General features: G+C 39.8%; 15 protein-coding genes and 3 tRNA genes. 6 read left to right on the top strand and 12 right to left on the bottom strand.

From position 1 onward, the window contains the following. The first annotated feature begins 57 nt into the window (after positions 1 to 57). On the top strand, positions 58 to 1,362 hold the full coding sequence (locus EAH57_RS08110) for an alpha/beta hydrolase family protein (RefSeq protein WP_121929617.1): 1,305 nt from the start codon (positions 58 to 60) through the stop codon (positions 1,360 to 1,362). Positions 1,363 to 1,458: 96 nt separating this feature from the next. After that, positions 1,459 to 1,668, top strand: coding sequence for a hypothetical protein (locus EAH57_RS08115; protein WP_121929618.1), 210 nt, complete (start codon positions 1,459 to 1,461; stop codon positions 1,666 to 1,668). Positions 1,669 to 1,688: 20 nt separating this feature from the next. Here EAH57_RS08115 and EAH57_RS08120 read toward each other — a convergent pair whose 3' ends face one another. The 6 genes from EAH57_RS08120 to EAH57_RS08145 all read right to left on the bottom strand — a co-directional run bounded on the left by EAH57_RS08120 (position 1,689) and on the right by EAH57_RS08145 (position 4,162). Next, positions 1,689 to 2,129 (bottom strand): DUF2726 domain-containing protein, encoded by a 441-nt coding sequence (locus EAH57_RS08120; RefSeq protein WP_121929619.1) that lies wholly within the window; start codon positions 2,127 to 2,129, stop codon positions 1,689 to 1,691. Positions 2,130 to 2,192: 63 nt separating this feature from the next. Beyond that, positions 2,193 to 2,268, bottom strand: a tRNA-Asn gene (locus EAH57_RS08125). 58 nt (positions 2,269 to 2,326) lie between these two features. Beyond that, positions 2,327 to 2,402 (bottom strand) — tRNA-Asn (locus EAH57_RS08130). A 6-nt stretch (positions 2,403 to 2,408) separates the two neighbouring features. Beyond that, positions 2,409 to 2,484: transfer RNA gene (locus EAH57_RS08135), tRNA-Asn, on the bottom strand. 148 nt (positions 2,485 to 2,632) lie between these two features. Then, positions 2,633 to 3,259, bottom strand: coding sequence for a superoxide dismutase (locus EAH57_RS08140; protein WP_121929620.1), 627 nt, complete (start codon positions 3,257 to 3,259; stop codon positions 2,633 to 2,635). Positions 3,260 to 3,403: 144 nt separating this feature from the next. Further along, positions 3,404 to 4,162, bottom strand: coding sequence for a Nif3-like dinuclear metal center hexameric protein (locus tag EAH57_RS08145; RefSeq protein WP_121929621.1), 759 nt, complete (start codon positions 4,160 to 4,162; stop codon positions 3,404 to 3,406). Positions 4,163 to 4,351: 189 nt separating this feature from the next. On the opposite strand from EAH57_RS08145, the gene EAH57_RS08150 reads away from it, so the two are divergent. After that, positions 4,352 to 5,536, top strand: a complete 1,185-nt coding sequence (locus EAH57_RS08150) for a trypsin-like peptidase domain-containing protein (protein ID WP_121929622.1) — start codon at positions 4,352 to 4,354, stop codon at positions 5,534 to 5,536. A 223-nt stretch (positions 5,537 to 5,759) separates the two neighbouring features. Here EAH57_RS08150 and EAH57_RS08155 read toward each other — a convergent pair whose 3' ends face one another. From EAH57_RS08155 to map, 4 genes are all read right to left on the bottom strand, one after another. Beyond that, complete coding sequence (locus EAH57_RS08155; RefSeq protein WP_171407412.1) at positions 5,760 to 6,971, bottom strand: alginate export family protein; 1,212 nt, start codon at positions 6,969 to 6,971, stop codon at positions 5,760 to 5,762. Between the two features lie 87 nt (positions 6,972 to 7,058). Continuing rightward, the gene (locus tag EAH57_RS08160) at positions 7,059 to 8,405 is read right to left on the bottom strand and encodes an MFS transporter (protein ID WP_121929624.1); all 1,347 of its coding nucleotides are present in this window, start codon (positions 8,403 to 8,405) and stop codon (positions 7,059 to 7,061) included. Between the two features lie 391 nt (positions 8,406 to 8,796). Further along, positions 8,797 to 9,891: an OmpW/AlkL family protein gene (locus EAH57_RS08165; protein WP_121929625.1), complete on the bottom strand. Its 1,095-nt coding sequence runs from the start codon at positions 9,889 to 9,891 to the stop codon at positions 8,797 to 8,799. A 207-nt stretch (positions 9,892 to 10,098) separates the two neighbouring features. Then, positions 10,099 to 10,923 (bottom strand): type I methionyl aminopeptidase, encoded by an 825-nt coding sequence (gene map / locus EAH57_RS08170; protein ID WP_121929626.1) that lies wholly within the window; start codon positions 10,921 to 10,923, stop codon positions 10,099 to 10,101. Between the two features lie 227 nt (positions 10,924 to 11,150). On the opposite strand from map, the gene rpsB reads away from it, so the two are divergent. The 3 genes from rpsB to EAH57_RS08185 all read left to right on the top strand — a co-directional run bounded on the left by rpsB (position 11,151) and on the right by EAH57_RS08185 (position 13,768). Next, positions 11,151 to 11,903, top strand: coding sequence for a 30S ribosomal protein S2 (rpsB, locus tag EAH57_RS08175; protein ID WP_004670561.1), 753 nt, complete (start codon positions 11,151 to 11,153; stop codon positions 11,901 to 11,903). Positions 11,904 to 12,041: 138 nt separating this feature from the next. Then, entirely contained in the window at positions 12,042 to 12,920 is an 879-nt protein-coding gene (tsf, locus tag EAH57_RS08180) for a translation elongation factor Ts (protein ID WP_121929627.1), read from the top strand. Positions 12,921 to 13,141: 221 nt separating this feature from the next. After that, a complete protein-coding gene (locus EAH57_RS08185; protein WP_121929628.1) occupies positions 13,142 to 13,768 on the top strand; it encodes an aminotransferase in 627 nt (208 codons plus the stop codon). Positions 13,769 to 13,905: 137 nt separating this feature from the next. Here EAH57_RS08185 and EAH57_RS08190 read toward each other — a convergent pair whose 3' ends face one another. Continuing rightward, entirely contained in the window at positions 13,906 to 15,132 is a 1,227-nt protein-coding gene (locus tag EAH57_RS08190) for a multifunctional CCA addition/repair protein (RefSeq protein WP_121929629.1), read from the bottom strand. 95 nt (positions 15,133 to 15,227) lie between these two features. Next, positions 15,228 to 17,498 carry an NADP-dependent malic enzyme gene (locus EAH57_RS08195; RefSeq protein ID WP_005197614.1) on the bottom strand — a complete coding sequence of 757 codons (2,271 nt, stop codon included), beginning with the start codon at positions 17,496 to 17,498 and terminating at the stop codon, positions 15,228 to 15,230. Positions 17,499 to 17,602: the final 104 nt, after the last annotated feature.

A 17,602-nucleotide genomic window follows, 5' to 3' on the forward strand; every position in this document is an offset into this window, starting at 1 on the left:
AAGGTCGCATGTAGTTTCATGCACACAAAATAAAACAAGGACTAAAAGGATATTTTTATGAAACGGTCTAATATTGCTTTGGCAATGACGTTCTCTATTTCTGCATTATTTTTATCAGCATGTAATGATGATAATGATAGTTATTCTGGAGTGAATCCAGATAAAACTTATCTTTCAGAAAGTACTTATTCAAAAGATAAAGTGGACAATGCTTCAACAATTAAAGTAATGACTTACAACATGGCGAATGTTCAGGGAAAAACAGCAAAAGCAACAGCAATGGTGATGTTCCCTAAGGTCGCTCAACCTATTGATGGATATCGTATCGTCGTATGGGAGCATGGTACAGTTGGGGTGGGAGATAGTTGCGCGCCAAGTAATAATACTGTGAATCCACGTTTTAGAATCCTTGCGGATACTTTGTTGGCAGCAGGTTATGTGGTGATTGCACCAGATTATGAAGGATTGGGTACACCAGGAATTCATCCATACCTAAACTTGGGTAGTGAAGCTAAGTCCGCGATTGCAGCGGTAAAAGCGGCAAAAGATCATTATGGAAGTAAACTGAATGGACAATGGATGTCAATTGGTCAGTCACAAGGTGGGCATGCTTCATTGGGTACGGCTGAATATGCAAATAATGATGTGAATTATAAGGGGGCTGTTGCTGGGGCGCCGGCATCTAGTCTTGGTTACATCATCTCTGTTGTTGCTCCACAAGCAATTGCAAATATTCTAAAACAAGAACAAGCTGGGCTTATTCCAGTCGGTACGGCAGTTGAAGTATATGCAGAGTTGCTTGCATATGCTGCATATACGGGTGTTGGTATTACCGCTTATGATCCTAAGTTTAATTATCGGGAAATTTTCCAAGAGCGTTCACGAGCAATTGCTGAATTTGCTGAAGGTACAACTGGTGAAAATGGCGTTTGCTTGGATGATCTACATAATAAATTTGCGGCTGACATCCGTGATTTTATTAGTAAAGATACGACTAAAACTGTTTCAGACTATCCTGGTCTAGCTGGTAATTTCCAAGAGAATCCGACAGTGAAAAAATTTCTGACAGATAATCAACCTGGCACCAAGAAAATTAATACACCTGTCATGATTATTCAGGGTAAGTTAGATATGGCTGTTCCTTATGATGTGACAAACGCTTTGCAAAATGGATTAAAAGCCTTAGGCACTAAGGTGGAGTTTTTAGGTGTTGATGGTGCTAGTCATACGCAAGCAATTGTTTGTAAAAATGCTCAGGCATATAAGTTTATTCAAACAAATATGTCGGCGAATACAGGTGTTGTACTGACCGACGCGCAGCAAGATGCAAGCCAAAGTCCTCACTGTACAGGTAAGTTCTAAACTCTAAAACTTTTTTAACCCTAAAAGAGCCTCTATAAAGAGGCTCTTTTTTGTTATAGTGTCGCCACTTTAAAATGTTAATTTTTTGGATCGGCTATGAGTCAAAATGCGGTTGAGAAGAAATCTGTACCTTGGGTATTAATGGGATTGGGATTATTGATTCCAATTTTTATCATAGGAATGGCTTTTTTAGCGGCCAAAAGTGATGCAAAAACCAAGAAAGAATATGATCAGCAAAGAGCAGAAATGGCTAAAAAATTTGAACAACAAAAAAATGTCGGACACGAAGAAGAAAAAGCTGAGTGATAACTTTTGATATTGTCAGTTTATCGAATATCCATCTGTAACTGCTTTATAGATGGGATTTGAGTATATCGTTGTACTTGATATCCAGCCTCTAGTAACATTTGATCGCGTTTCTGGTCTTCTAATTCTTTTCCAATATGACTTGGATCATCAAGTTCAATAATCGCCACAACTTTCATTTCTTTGTCTAAAACCACAAAATCAGTAACCTTACGATTGAAGCGGTTGCGAATCTTATAGTGCTTACTGGTAATCAGTGCGCTAAAGGCTACTTGCGCCAGTATATTGTAGTGAGGGAATGCTTGTTGAAGCCTAGAGAACATTTGTGATTCGAATGCAGTAATGACTGGACGGGCAAAATAATTTTGTTTTAGAAAAAAAGGGCGCAGGTAACTGATCAGTAGTAGTACTGTGCTTATACAGCCAATCAGCAAAAAGATGAGTTGTGTTGATTCAGACATATTCTTATCAAAGTGCTAATAAAAAACCCACTGCATATAAATATGAGTGGGTTTTTAGAATCTTGGCTCTCCCACCTGGGCTCGAACCAGGGACCTGCGGATTAACAGTCCGTCGCTCTACCGACTGAGCTATGGGAGAATCTAGATATGCATTCTATGCATATCGGTACTAACGGTCAAGCGAGCCAATAAAAACTTGGCTCTCCCACCTGGGCTCGAACCAGGGACCTGCGGATTAACAGTCCGTCGCTCTACCGACTGAGCTATGGGAGATTAGCTTGGCTCTCCAACCTGGGCTCGAACCAGGGACCTGCGGATTAACAGTCCGTCGCTCTACCGACTGAGCTATTGGAGAATCTGATGCGCATTTTAGGCATGAAATATTCATGCGTCAATAAGAATAGTAAATAAAATGAATCGTTTGCTTGATAAATATTCTTTTAGGATTCTAGAGATAAAAAAACTGCCCAATGTGGGCAGTTTTTTATGTAAGAAATAAAAAATTATTTCTCAACACCTGCCGGTTGACCAGCAAGTTTTGCATTTGCATAGTCCCAGTTCACTAAGCTTTCTAAGAAAGTAGCGATGTATTTTGGACGTAGGTTACGGAAGTCGATGTAGTAAGCATGCTCCCAAACGTCGATTGTTAATACTGCAATTTGACCGTGAGCAAGTGGAGTATCTGCATTGGCTGTTTTAGTAATAGATAATTTACCGTTTACTTCATCAGCAACTAACCACGCCCAACCTGAACCAAATTGAGTTGTTGCAGCAGCAGTAAATTCTTCTACAAACTTCTCGTAGCTACCAAAAGCTTCTTCAATTTTAGCTGCAATCGCGCCAGTTGGTTTACCACCGCCATTTGGTTTCATGCTGTTCCAGTAGAACGTGTGGTTCCATACTTGAGCAGCGTTATTGAAGATACCAGCTTTAGAAGCATCACCAGCAGACGCTTTGATGATTTCCTCTAAAGTTTTACCTTCAAGGTCAGTCCCTTTGATCAAGTTGTTCAAGTTAACAACATAAGTATTATGGTGCTTATCGTGATGATATTCTAAAGTTTCACGCGTGATATGCGGCGCTAAATCATCATAGCCATATGGAAGCGCAGGTAAAGTAATGGTTGTCATGTTTCAATCCTTGCTATTGCTGGGTTTTACATTAAGTGGCTCTATTGTAAATGATTCTAAAGCGAATGGGGCAGCCTTTTAAACAACCGTATACAATAAAGACTGAATTAAAAACAATAAATAAAATCGGAAATTTCAATGTCACTAAATTGGGTTGTTCAATTCAAAATATTCAGTTTCTATATCGAACTGATGCGCAATCGCTTTTGCTAAACGTTGTACGCCGTAGCGCTCTGTCGCATGGTGACCACAAGCGAAATAATGAACACCAAGCTCTTTGGCTTCATAAAAAGTACGTTCACTAACTTCACCAGAAATATAAACATCACAGTTTTGTTGTGCTGCCTTATTTATGTAGTCCTGAGCCCCACCTGTACAGAAGCCTACTTTTTGAATTGTAGTTTTATCACACGGTAAATGGATGATATCAAAGTCAAAAATGCCTTGTAACTTGGCTTTGAATTCTGCTGGACTCATTGGGTTGCTTAGATAAGCAATATTACCAATCGGATGTTTTTCTGCTGGGTCTAAGGCTTCTAAATTTTGTAAATCGATTAACTCAGCAATTGCGGCATTATTTCCAAGATCAGGATGAGCATCTAAAGGCAAGTGATAGGCGATCAAGGAAATGTTATTTTGAATGAGTTTTTTGATTCGATTACCGCGCATGCCTGTAATAGGGTAAGCTTCACCTTTCCAAAAATAACCATGATGTACCAGTAATGCATCTGCTTGTTGGGCGATTGCTGCATCTATGGCAGTTTCTGATGCGGTTACAGCGCATACTATTTTATTGACTTCGCTCTTACCTTCGATCTGTAAGCCATTCGGTGCATAATCTTTGAACTCGTTTGATTTTAAAGTCTGATTACACCATTGCACAATGTCATACAAATTTGCCATGCGATTCCTCAAATGATTTACATTTTACTGTGGTCAATAGAAACATATTTTCTAAGGTAACTAAAGCTAGACAAAAAAAAATTAACTTTTGCGTTGCTTTTAAATAATTTACATTACAATGATGGAAATTTCCTGTTCTTCAACGAATTAACTTATTCATAACATCATTTCGCCTAGAGGATAATAGACGTGCGCCGTGCATTTACATGGTTACCTTGGGTATTACTCATTGTCGTTATATTTAGTTTTCTGGCTTGGCAGAAATCACATCAGCCGAAACCGACTGTGGCGTCTGATGGTGTCAAAATGCCAGCAGAAAAGGTTGAGCCCTTAGTTGATACAAATCGTATGGGTGGGGTGGTTTCTTATAATGCTGCTGTAAAAGTTGCTGCTCCTGCAGTCGTGAATATTTTTACCACGCAAAAAATAAAACAGCCTAATCATCCTTTATTGAATGACCCTGTTTTCCGCGAGTTTTTTGGCAATCAAATTCCTCAACAACCTAAAAATGAAAATAGTTTAGGTTCGGGGGTGATCGTTCGTGCAGATGGTTATATTTTGACGAACAATCATGTTATTGCTCAGGCAGAACATATTGTTGTCGCATTATATGATGGTCGTCGTGCTGAAGCAAAAGTGATCGGTACAGACCCTGATACAGATTTGGCTGTAATCAAAATCGAGTTGGATAAACTCCCTGTTTTACCATTTAAACTCAGTGGTAATGAAGTGGGTGATGTTGTACTCGCGATTGGTAACCCATTTGGTGTCGGCCAAACTGTTACACAAGGGATTATTTCTGCGACTGGTCGTTCTGATTTAGGGATTAACACTTACGAAGATTTCATTCAGACGGATGCTGCGATTAACCCAGGCAACTCTGGTGGAGCTTTAATTGATGTTGCAGGTAATCTGATTGGTGTGAACACGGCTATTTTCTCTCAATCTGGCGGATCGCTTGGTATCGGTTTTGCGATACCTGCAAAAGTGTGCCAGCAAGTTTTAAATTCTATTTTGAAAGATGGTCGTGTGGTACGTGGTTGGTTAGGCATCAGTTTAATTCCAAATAATTTGGATGAAGATGTATTAACAGCAAAACCAAGCGGTGTCTTAGTTGCTGATGTGTTACGTGGTGGCCCAGCTGATCTCGCAGGCGTTAAACGTGGAGATAAAATTGTTCAAGTCAATAATGAACAAATTTCTTCTGCATCACATTTGATTAACTATGTCGCTCTACAGGCGCCAGAAAGTTCGATTGCAGTGGTGGTAGAGCGTGATGGGAAACAACAACAATTGGAAGTCAAAGTTGGGGAGCGAAAAATCCAACAAAATGTCCAATCCCAATACATTCCGTTACCGAAAGGTCAGCAATAGGCTTATTTCGACTTTGTCGTAGTACGATAAAAGACTGTTTTAGAACAGTCTTTTATTTTGTTTAATAAAAAAGCTTGTTGATCCACTCGATCAACAAGCTTTTGCACTTTTATGACTTTTTTATTTTTTATTAAATCATCCAAATTTGAAAATTTAATGACAGTTTTTCTATGATTTCATTCAAACAAAGTTAAGTAGATGAATTGTCATTAGAAATAAAGTTTTAGTATTTATAATCCAGTTGTAACCAAAGTTTTTCAGTATTGACACCAAAATCTTCAGCTTGATAATGAGAAAGTTTAGCTAATCCTGATAAGCCTTTGATTGGCAGTGCTTGCGCATAAGAAAGTCCAAACTCTTGTCCATAATCTAATCCTTTTTCATCGCTACGATAATGATGTAATTCGGTCATCAGTCTACCCTTGCTGAATATATTAAAACTCGAGCTAATATAGACATCACGCAAACCGTTGACGGGCGTATTTAAAAACATATCCGTCCAACCATTAAACTTATGTTTTGTTGCCAATGGTGTTTGAAATGCAATTTTACCGTTATCGCTGCTTAACACTTCATAACCAACAGCGACTTCACCAATCGGGGATTTTCCTGATATTTGATAACCGAGTTCAACAGCATAATAATCAGCATCATATGTTATAGGTTGATCTGCATAATCTTGTTGTTTGGCGTATTCGGCGGCATAGCGGAAGTTATTTTGCTTACCCGTTAGGCGTAGGCCATAGGTTTGGTTTGACCAAGCATTTAGATTTTCAAAATCAATAAAATAACCATACAGCACAGCATTGAGTTGTGGGCTGTAGTTATATTTGATTTGTGCCAAATGAATTTGACTATCTTGTTCCCCGTCTTGTGCGATCAATGCAATTGGCTTGGGATCTTCACTTCCAAAAATCGTATTTACCTGATCAATATAGGCATAGTACACCTGCAAAGATTGAGTTGGTTTTAGATTTAGACTGACTGCATCATAGCTTTGTTCATTTTGACGCCAACCGACAGAGCCAATAAAACGTTGATTATCTAAATTAATGACTTGGCGACCTAGGCGAGCATCGAATTTAGGGTTGCTGTAATTTAAATATAATTGATTGATGTCTAGGTTTTCTGGATCGGGAACGCTACTGTATTTGGTCTCGTTATTACGTGTGCTATTGAAATGGTCGTTGAGTTCAATGTTTGCTTCACCTTGAGCAAATAAACTTAAACCTTGCCATGTGCCTGTTTGCAGTGCAGGGCGGATACGTAGGGTGGCTGCTTCCGCTTTTTTTAAAGGATTATCTTGGTCGACCATTTCAAAACGAAGGCGGCTATCAAGCGTGAACTTAGTGTTATCGATAAAATCATTATTTGCAGATGCGTTGAATGCGGTAAAACAGCTAAGCGTGAGTAATGACATTGAAATGATTTTCATCATATTTCCCCTAAAATAAAAGATTTGAATGTGAGAGGTTATAAAGAGGGAGGTAGACGATGACATCCCTCTCAATTGAGCGTTGAATTAAGTCGCAGCGTTACGTTCAAGTAGTGCTTGTTCAAACAGTTCTTTTTCTTTTTCCTTGTGTTCGACTGAGAAACGTATCAGCACTACACTAAAGGCAGCAACAGTCACGAGACAGCCTAGAATCATGAGACAAGTTTGGATATCGAGTAGACCTTTTAGTAAGAAACCAGCGGCAACTGCGCCGACATTTCCACCTGCGCCAATGATGCCTGCTACACCACCGAGTGCATCACGATCGATAAATGGAACCAATGCATAGGTTGCACCACAGGCCATGTGTGTAAATAGTGCAAACACTGTCATAGCGAGTACGGCAAGCATGACGGTATTCATTTGTGAGAAAACGATCAGGAATAGACCTTCACCTAAGATCAGTAAGAATAAAATTCGTGTACGACCATCTAAACCTTTGTTCATAGCCACTTTGTCAGAAACAATACCGCCCAATGCACGCGCAAATAATGCCAATAGACCGAAGATGCCTGCTGTCAGTCCAGCTTCTTTTAAGCCCATATTAAAATGGTCAACATAGTACATCGCTGCAATATTATGAATGAAGATTTCGATACCAAAACATGCAGCATATGCCGTAAACAACACCCAAACACGATAGTTACGAGCGGCTTGCATAAGAATCGCAGTACCACCTTTTTTAATATTGCCTGCTTCTATACCTTGCTCGCGTAATTCCTTAAAGTTACCTTGTGGGCTATCTTGAGTGAGTTTCCAGTAGAGAACACCGACGATCACCATCATGATCCCAGGTACCAGTAATGCGATACGCCAGCCCATTGCTTGCTCAACGCCAAACATAACGATAGCACCTAAAAGTAATGGCATGATCGCTTGGGTTGCACCACCACCTGCATTTCCCCAACCCGCTGCAGCTGCATTTGCCGTACCGACAACATTCGGTGCAAACATGACACTGGTATGGTATTGAGTAATAACGAAGCTTGCACCAATCGCCCCAATTAATAGGCGAAAGAATAGAAAGGATTCATAGGTATTTGCTGCGGCAACGCCGAAGACAGGAATACTACCCAGTAAGAGTAGGGCTGTATAAGTTTTACGTGGACCATATTTATCGCACAATGGACCAACAATAAGACGAATTAGAATGGTAATTGCCACAGCAGCAATATTGATATTGGCAATTTGAGATTTGGTTAATTGAAACTCACCAGCAATAACAGGCATCAACGGCGCACAGGCAAACCATGCGAAGAACGTGACAAAGAATGCCAGCCATGTCATATGGAAAGCGCGCATCGCAGGAGTAGAAAAGCTAAATAATTTTATTTCAGTGGCTTTTTTTGCATCTAAATTCATTTTTGAAGACATAAACTTCTCCTGAACTGAACGTAATTTTTTGCGAAGCAGAATATCTGCATAAGCAAAGCGAACAGAACGGACATCGTTGGCCGCCTACAAACTTTTTGTGAATCATCTTTGATCCACTATGTTAGTTATAATGCAAGGGTCATGCCATAAAAAATAATTAACCAAATGAATAAATTAAGATGTTCATTGCAAAAAAGTATTTTTGTTTACATTCAGGTTATATGTCATTTTTGAAAGATAGGGGCTGAATTATTCAGTATTGATTTAAAAAATTTGGTTAGACAATCATGGGTAGATTGTTTGTAATTGGTGCGCAAATTCTATGCACAGTGGTTTAAAAGGTGGCGAAAATAAAAAAAGCAGCCGAAGCTGCTTTAGAAAAAAATAAAAATTAGAAGCGGTAGCCGATACCCGCATAACCTAAAATTGGATTAATTTCGATATCTGTTTTGGCCCGAATAAGTTCGCCATGGGCCTCATCATTAACCGTGATTGTTGCCTCCCCAGTAAGATGTGCATAAGAAATAGAACCAACACCAAACCAGCGATCATTAAAATCATAGGTAAAGCCAGCTGTTGCAACTGGTGCGAATGCATCAGAAGCATCAAGTTTAACTTTAGGGTTTCCAGAACTTATTTTACCATCTAAAGCAGCACCTGCTTTGCCATCTTTTAGATTGACAATCATATGTCCTGCATTAATTAAATCTTGTTCAATTGCAGGATTGAGTTTGAGTTCATTAAAATAAGCATACATTAAGCCTAAGCCAACATAAGGTCTAAATTTATTTATACCCGTTTTTCCAAAATGGTATTGGAATTCGAAAGCAGGTGTCCAAGCTCTTGCAGTTGCTGCTGTACCATGTGCTTCTAAGTCTGTAATGAAGATTTGCTTTTCTAAATCAATCGAGGGTAAGTCAATTCCCCCAATAATTGGAAGATCGATAGAAGGGTGAGCAGAGGCAGTTAGGGGGGCATAAATTTTTCCTTTACCCTGAATATCAACTTTAGGAGGAATACCTGCTTTAACTTCAAATGAGACATTATCTGTAAAAAAGTAATTAGTCATAATTCCTAGAGTCAGTACATCATCTGCTTCCAACCCAGTACCAGGATTATTCCATTCATTTAAACCATAGATATCAGCATTACCACTTAATGCACCAGGTAAAGTTTCTCTCCCTAAACCATCTAAAAAATCAATGAAAAACGTGGATAAATTAGGGTCCATGTCTTTAGACATACTCTCCTTAACTGTTTTGATTGAAACATCTCCAACTTTGCTCTGTTCTCCATTTTCAATAGCAGTATTAACTTGTATAGGCTGAGCTTTACCTGTTGGCTTTACATATAAAGCACCTACAGAAACAGAGAAGCGTTTAAATCCATCACCATCTTTAAGACTAAAATAGGGCGAGTCTGCAAAAGCAAGCGTGGGTAGGGTGCAAAGCCCTGTTATTAAGAAAGTAAATGACTTTTTCATCATTGGGGGACTCCATGTCCAAAAGTTTGTAAGGATTTTTCTTGCGCCCAACATAACTCTTTTTTATGAAAAGTGTGTTTAGTTGGATTTTATAATTGTTGTGCTTATGAAATATTTTGTTTTATTTAGATAAATTGATGAAGAGATTATGGATGTAAAAAAAGCTACCGAAGTAGCTTTTTAGATAGGTGTTTAAAGATGGATAATCAATTACATAAAACGAGATAAATCTTCTTCAGGGCGTGCAGTTAACACCTCAATCCCTGTTTGGGTGACTAAAATCGTATGTTCATATTGAGCAGATAATTTATGGTCTTTGGTTACAACCGTCCATTTATCACCTAATAATTTGGTTTGCCAAACGCCTGCATTGACCATTGGTTCGATCGTAAAGGTCATGCCAGCTTCAAGGCGCATGCCTGTACCTTTTTGACCATAGTGCAACACTTGTGGTTCATCATGGAAGACATTGCCGATACCATGACCGCAATATTCACGAACGACACTGAAGCGTTCAGATTCAACGTATTGTTGAATTGCATGACCGACATCGCCAAGATATGAACCGTCCTTAACCGTTGCCATACCACGATACATCGCTTCTTGTGCAACTTTACAAAGGCGATTTGCAAGAATAGAAGTCTCTCCACCGACGACATACATCATATTGGTATCGCCGTGATAGCCATCTTTAATCACAGTCACATCAATATTTAGAATATCACCATTTTTAAGCGTTTTAGCTTCGGATGGAATACCGTGACATACGACATGGTTAACCGATGTACAGATTGTATGTTGGAAAGCAGGACGCCCTGGTGCTGCGCCGTAACCCAAACAAGCAGGAATGGCTTGCTGAGCGTTGACAATGTGATCATGACAAATTGTGTCGAGTTCTAGTGTACTCACACCTGCCTTAATATAAGGCTTAATCATGTCTAAAACTTCAGCTGCCAGTTTCCCTGCAACACGCATTTTTTCAATTTCATCGGGAGTTTTGATTAATCGGCGAGGAGCTGTATAAGTTGTATTCATGATCTCTAAAAACTTTTGGTAATTCGCAAGTGACTATGGTATAAATAGCCGCCTATTTTATCAATTGCTTTTCGTGACTATCTTTCTTAATGGGAGGTATTACGAAACTGTATGGTAAAATAGTCGTACAAAATCCGCACATATATCGTCACATTACTCTGGGTGCCTAGCAATAGGTGGAGAATGCGGATATATGGAGGCCTAACCCAAATCTTAAGGTAAAGAAAATGGCAGATTACAACGTAGGTATGCGCGACCTTCTTCAAGCAGGCGCACACTTTGGTCACCAAACTCGTTTCTGGAACCCAAAAATGCGTCAATACATTTTTGGCGCACGTAACAAAATTCACATCATCAACCTTGAGCACACTGTTCCTGCGTTAAATGATGCATTGAACTTTGTAAACAACCTTGCGAGCAAAAAGAACAAAGTATTATTCGTTGGTACAAAACGAGCTGCTTCTAACATCATCCGTGAACAAGCTCAACGCGCTGGTCAACCATATGTAGATCACCGCTGGTTAGGTGGTATGTTGACGAACTGGAAAACACTTCGCCAATCTATCAACCGTTTAAAAGATCTTCAAACTCAATCTCAAGACGGTACTTTTGCTAAGCTTACTAAACGTGAAGCTTTAGAACGTACTCGTGAGATGGACAAGCTTGAACGTGCTTTAGGCGGCGTTAAAAACATGGGTGGTTTACCTGACGCATTATTTGTAATCGACGTTGATCACGAAGCGATTGCAATCAAAGAAGCGAAAAACTTAGGTATTCCTGTAATCGGTATCGTTGATACAAACTCTAACCCAGACAACGTTGATTACGTTATTCCGGGTAATGATGATGCGATCCGTGCAGTGACTTTGTATGCTTCTGCTATGGCTGATGCGATTCTTGCTGGTAAAGAATATGCTCAATCACAAGCAAATGCACAAGCAAAAGGCGATGACGCTGCTAAAGATGCTTCTGAGGCTTAATGCGTTTTGACGCAAGCTTGTCATTTTTGCGACATGTAATGGTGGCAAATTAAAGCGTCGAGATTGCAAACGGCCCAGAGTTTCTTTGGGCCGTTTTTGTTGAACAGATTTATTTTCTACCGATTTTAGGAGATCAACATGACTGCAGTTACTGCGAGCATGGTAAAAGAATTACGTGACCGTACTGGTCTTGCGATGATGGAATGTAAAAAAGCATTAACAGAAGCAGGCGGCGACATCGAACTTGCGATTGATAACCTTCGTAAATCAGGTCAAGCAAAAGCTGCTAAAAAAGCAGGTAATATTGCTGCTGATGGCGCGATCACGATCATTCAAAACGGTAACAAAGCGATTCTTGTTGAAGTTAACTGTCAGACTGACTTCGTTGCTAAAGACGAAAACTTCAAAAACTTCTCTGATAAAGTTGCTGCTGCTGCACTTGCTGCTGGCGAAACTGATGCTGCAAAAATTGCTGAACTTAAACTTGAAGACGGCGTTACAGTAGAAGAAGCACGTGTTGCGCTTGTTCAAAAAATCGGTGAAAACATTCAAGTTCGTCGCGCTCAAATTGTTGAAGGCGAAAACTTGGCTGTGTACAAACACGGTTTAAAAATCGGTGTTGTTGTTTCTTACACTGGTGATGCTGATACAGGTAAGGGCATTGCAATGCACGTAGCTGCATTCAATCCAGTTGCTGTAAATGCTGAAGCTGTTTCTGCTGACTTAATCGCTAAAGAGAAAGAAATTGCTGAAGCGAAAGCATTAGAATCTGGTAAGCCTGCGAACATCGTTGAGAAAATGGTAACTGGTTCAATTGAAAAATATTTGAACGAAGTTGCACTTGATCGTCAAATGTATGTAATCGACAATGACAAAAAAGTTGCTGATGTATTGAAAGCGACTGGTACAGTTGTTGCTCAATTCGTTCGTTTCGAAGTAGGCGAAGGCATTGAGAAGAAAGCTGAAATGAGCTTCGCTGACGAAGTTGCTGCTGCTCAAGCTGCTGCTGCTCAATAATTTTTGCTCGATAAGTAAAAGTTATAAAAGCCCAGTCATTTTTGGCTGGGTTTTTTTATTGGAAATAAAAATTCATTTTAGGTAAACCAATACCAAAACATGTCACAAAAGATTTTTTCGATCTTATTATAAATAAATGTGTAACGGATAAAAATTAACCCCATCTTCATTAAAAACTCAATATATTGGGCTTAAGTATACAGATTGCTTTGGAGTCGGATATGTCTAAACCTATACTAAAAATTATTTTCGGTGCATTTTTTTTGTCATGCTTGCCTCTATCCGTTTATGCAACAGTTGGCGGACCACAGCAGATAGAAGTTTTAGGGTTGGATCGAAAAGCCCAAAAGATTTATCTCATGCGACATTTTGAAGATGGTCGGGGTCGTTTACCTAAACTCTATTATTATCAATTAAATAGTACAAATCCGACTAAACTCATTCAAGTTCGTTCGCTCTATATCAATCCCAAAACTAAATTAATTGATTATGATCAAGATAGTAGGCAATTTGATATAGAAATTGCGAAAATTCAGAAGCGTTTAATATCACTTCAAGCTATACACAATAGTAATGTTCGCATTCAAATATTAACCAATAAAAAAGGTATAGCAAAAGCATGGTATGACCCACAAAAATCTATTGATAAATGGTCTTATCAATATCGGGTTAAAAGCTTTCACCTAAAGAGCACATTGCAGAAAGCTGACACTTACGAGCAAGGGTTGAATATATCTAAAGTCTATAAAGTGCCTCACAGTAATAATGTGCTTGTGACAGTCAAATATCTTGGGATCCCTTTTGAAACGGGTTATAGCATTGAAGATCCGGTATTGTTGACTAAATAATAGACTTCTTTCATAAATCCCTTGCGGAACTTCAATCGTTCCACATTTTCTCTACAGGAGAAATATGCAGGGTTATGAAAGGGTCTAATATAAGTTTTAAATTGTTTGGTCGCACAACGATGGCGTGTTAAACGGGTTTATTCTTCGTGCTGCTCTTTAAATTTTGCTAATGCCTCAATACGGTATTGAATCAACATTTCGCCAATTTCAGGGCCTTTAATATGTTCAGGTAAATCTTGTGCTCGAATATGTCTGACGATTTCCATCGCATCTAGCAGAAATTGTGCTTGAGGATATGGGCGCTGTTCTAAACCCAAACGACCTTTGGCATCGCATTCACATGCTTGAACAAAAGCTCTGGCTTTATCCGGTCTACGTAGAACATCTAAGCGTTGTAACAAACGCCATAAAGTTCCTGGTTTTAGATTTTTGACTTGATGGCATTTCAAGTGTTCTTTGCAAACGGTGAGCGCTAAATTTTTAAGATAGGTGGGTACCTTTAAGCGATCACATACATCAGTTACGGGCTGTATACCACGTTCTTCATGCATATTATGTCTTGGTAATTCATCAATAGGGGTGAGTGCTTTACCTAAGTCGTGGACAAGCACAGCGAAGCGGACATCTAGCGCATAATTGGCCTGACATGCTTGTTTAAGTGCCATAAGTGTATGAATACCACAATCTATTTCAGGATGGTATTCAGGGCGCTGTGGTACACCAAACAGGGCATCGAGTTCAGGAAATAAGATTTTTAAAGCACCACAGTCTTTGAGTATTTGAAAATATACATCTGCGTGATCTTCCATTAATGCCCGAGAGGTTTCTTTCCAGACGCGTTCTGGAGTAAGGGCATTTAACTCGCCTGATTGAGCGATGTCTTGCATGAGTTGCAGTGTTTCATCCGCAATTTTAAAGTCATACGCTGCATATCGTGCAGCAAAGCGTGCAACTCGAAGCACGCGAAGTGGATCTTCGGTAAAAGCATCAGAAACATGGCGCAGAATTTTTTGGTCTAAATCTTTTTGTCCGCCATAGGGGTCATAAACTTTGCCTTGTTCATCCATTGCCATGGCATTGATGGTAAGGTCGCGGCGGATTAAATCTTCTTCTAACTTAACACTAGTATCTGTAAAACATTGGAAACCATGATAACCAACCCCAGATTTACGTTCTGTACGTGCGAGTGCGTATTCTTCTTTTGTTTTGGGATGTAGAAATACAGGGAAGTCTTTGCCAACAGGTTGATAACCTTCGGCGAGTAATTGCTCTGGCGTTGCACCAACAACAACATAATCTTTTTCGTGATAGGGATGCCCAAGTAAATGATCTCGAACAGCACCGCCTACTAAATAAACTTGCATGAAAAAACCTCTATTCTTCACACAATCATGCTACAGAATAGAGGTTTTCTCAAGCACTAAGCAAAGCTTTTCAGGAAAAGCTTTGCTTATAGCAGTTAGTTTTCGCTTTGTTGAATTTCAGCAACAGTCAATGCAGTCATGTTGATTAGACGGCGGGTTGTTGCTGTTGGGGTGAGGATATGAACTGGTTTGGCTGCACCCAATAAAATTGGTCCAATCGTCACATTGTTCCCAGATGTTGCTTTCAACAAGTTAAAAGAAATATTTGCTGAGTCTAGGTTTGGCATGATCAATAAGTTAGCTGAACCTTTATAGCGTGAATTTGGAAAAGCAAAGTGACGGATGTTTTCGTCAAGTGCTGCGTCTCCATGCATTTCACCTTCAACTTCTAGTTCAGGCGCTTGCTCTGTAAGTAAGCGATAGACTTCACGCATTTTTTGAGCGCTAGAATCAAGTTGATCACTACCAAAACTTGAATGGGAAAGCAGTGCAACACGTGGTGTGATACCAAAGCGACGGACTTCTTCCGCGGCTAAAATGGTCATTTCAGCAAGCTGTTCAGCCGTTGGGTTGGTATTCACATAAGTGTCAGCAATAAATAGGTTACGATCTTCAAGCATTAATGCATTTAGGGTAAAGAAAGTGCTGCGACCTTCTTTTAAACCAATGACATTTTTAACGAAATCTAAATGGATATCGTAGCTTGCATAAGTACCACAGAGCATACCATCGGCTTGACCAAATTTAACCAATAAAGCAGCAATGAGGGTCGAGCGACGGCGTGTTTCACGCTGTGCATACTCTACCGTCACGCCTTTGCGCTGCATGGTTTTATAGTAATCTTTCCAAAATTCCTCATATTGAGGATTTTTTTCTTGATCAACGATCTCGATGTTTACACCATGTTGTAAACGTAGACCTAATTTTTTGATATTTGCTTCAATTACAGTGGTACGACCGACTAAAATTGGTTTAGCCAAACCTTCATCAACTGCGATTTGTACTGCACGTAATACGCGCTCATCTTCACCTTCAGCGTATGCAATACGTTTAGGGTCGGTTTTCGCTTGAGCAAAAATTGGTTTCATTAAGAACGCAGAGTTATACACGAACTCAGAAAGTCTTTGGCGATATGCAGAGAAATCCTCAATTGGACGTGTTGCAACACCAGAATCCATTGCTGCTTTAGCAACCGCAGGTGCGATTTCTAAAATCAAGCGCTGATCAAGTGGGCCAGGGATCAAGTAATCACGACCAAATGATACTGATTTTTCACCATAAGTAGCAGCATCAGCTTCTACGTGCGCCATACGTGCAATCGCATGTACACATGCAATTTTCATTTCTTCATTAATGGTGGTTGCGCCGACATCAAGTGCGCCACGGAAGATATATGGGAAGCAAAGGGCATTATTGACTTGGTTTGGATAGTCCGAACGACCTGTCGCCATAATGACATCTGGACGTACTTCATGTGCATGTTCAGGCAAGATTTCTGGATCAGGGTTGGCTAGTGCAAAGATAATCGGATTTTCAGCCATTTCTTTAACCATTTCTTTGGTTAAAATACCTGCTGCCGAAAGACCCAAGAACATATCCGCACCAGCAATGACTTCATGCAATTGTGTTGCTGCGATGTCTTGTACGTAACGCTTTTTCGATTCATCCAGTCCTTCGCGTGAAGTGGTGAGAAGACCACGAGAATCGGCAACAGTGATGTTGGCTTTATTCACACCAAGAGCACAAAGTAAATCTAAGCAAGACAATGCCGCAGCACCTGCACCAGACGCTACAATTTTGATTTCATCAATTTTCTTATTTACAATTTGCAAAGCATTTAATAATGCAGAGCCTACGATAATACTAGTACCGTGTTGATCATCATGGAACACAGGAATCTTCATGCGTTCACGAAGCTTCTTCTCAATATAGAAGCATTCAGGTGCTTTGATGTCTTCTAAGTTGATACCACCAAATGTTGGCTCTAATGCTGCAACGATATCGACGATTTTGTCTGGATCATTTTCTGCGATTTCGATATCAAATACATCGACACCAGCGAACTTTTTGAAAAGTACGCCTTTACCTTCCATTACAGGTTTTGATGCTAAAGGACCAATGTTCCCTAAACCCAGTACAGCTGTACCATTACTCACGACGGCGACCAGATTACCACGTGCTGTATATTTGGCAGCAGTAGAAGGGTCTCGTTCGATTTCCAAACACGGAGCTGCAACACCAGGAGAATATGCAAGCGCTAGATCTCGTTGGTTAACGAGCTGCTTGCTAGGTGTCACACTGATTTTTCCCGGAGTAGGAAATTCATGGTAATACAAAGCGGCCTGTTTTAAAGATTGATCGTCCATCTGAGTCTCGATTGTTCCGATAATAATCAGCCATATAGGGGGCTAATTACTATATTAAGATAAGTGCACAAGAATATAGCACTAGTTCATGCTTTCGCCCAGTC

Origin of the sequence: Acinetobacter sp. 2JN-4, assembly GCF_003687745.1 — a bacterium.
GTDB lineage: Bacteria > Pseudomonadota > Gammaproteobacteria > Pseudomonadales > Moraxellaceae > Acinetobacter > Acinetobacter halotolerans.

Coding starts and splice junctions, on each gene's coding strand:
- EAH57_RS08140 (WP_121929620.1), bottom strand. CDS start 3,259: ATGACAACCATTACTTTACCTGCGCTTCCATATGGCTATGATGATTTA.
- EAH57_RS08145 (WP_121929621.1), bottom strand. CDS start 4,162: ATGGCAAATTTGTATGACATTGTGCAATGGTGTAATCAGACTTTAAAA.
- EAH57_RS08155 (WP_171407412.1), bottom strand. CDS start 6,971: ATGAAAATCATTTCAATGTCATTACTCACGCTTAGCTGTTTTACCGCA.
- EAH57_RS08185 (WP_121929628.1), top strand. CDS start 13,142: ATGTCTAAACCTATACTAAAAATTATTTTCGGTGCATTTTTTTTGTCA.
- EAH57_RS08190 (WP_121929629.1), bottom strand. CDS start 15,132: ATGCAAGTTTATTTAGTAGGCGGTGCTGTTCGAGATCATTTACTTGGG.
- EAH57_RS08165 (WP_121929625.1), bottom strand. CDS start 9,891: ATGATGAAAAAGTCATTTACTTTCTTAATAACAGGGCTTTGCACCCTA.
- EAH57_RS08115 (WP_121929618.1), top strand. CDS start 1,459: ATGAGTCAAAATGCGGTTGAGAAGAAATCTGTACCTTGGGTATTAATG.
- tsf (WP_121929627.1), top strand. CDS start 12,042: ATGACTGCAGTTACTGCGAGCATGGTAAAAGAATTACGTGACCGTACT.
- map (WP_121929626.1), bottom strand. CDS start 10,923: ATGAATACAACTTATACAGCTCCTCGCCGATTAATCAAAACTCCCGAT.
- EAH57_RS08160 (WP_121929624.1), bottom strand. CDS start 8,405: ATGTCTTCAAAAATGAATTTAGATGCAAAAAAAGCCACTGAAATAAAA.
- EAH57_RS08120 (WP_121929619.1), bottom strand. CDS start 2,129: ATGTCTGAATCAACACAACTCATCTTTTTGCTGATTGGCTGTATAAGC.
- rpsB (WP_004670561.1), top strand. CDS start 11,151: ATGGCAGATTACAACGTAGGTATGCGCGACCTTCTTCAAGCAGGCGCA.
- EAH57_RS08195 (WP_005197614.1), bottom strand. CDS start 17,498: ATGGACGATCAATCTTTAAAACAGGCCGCTTTGTATTACCATGAATTT.
- EAH57_RS08110 (WP_121929617.1), top strand. CDS start 58: ATGAAACGGTCTAATATTGCTTTGGCAATGACGTTCTCTATTTCTGCA.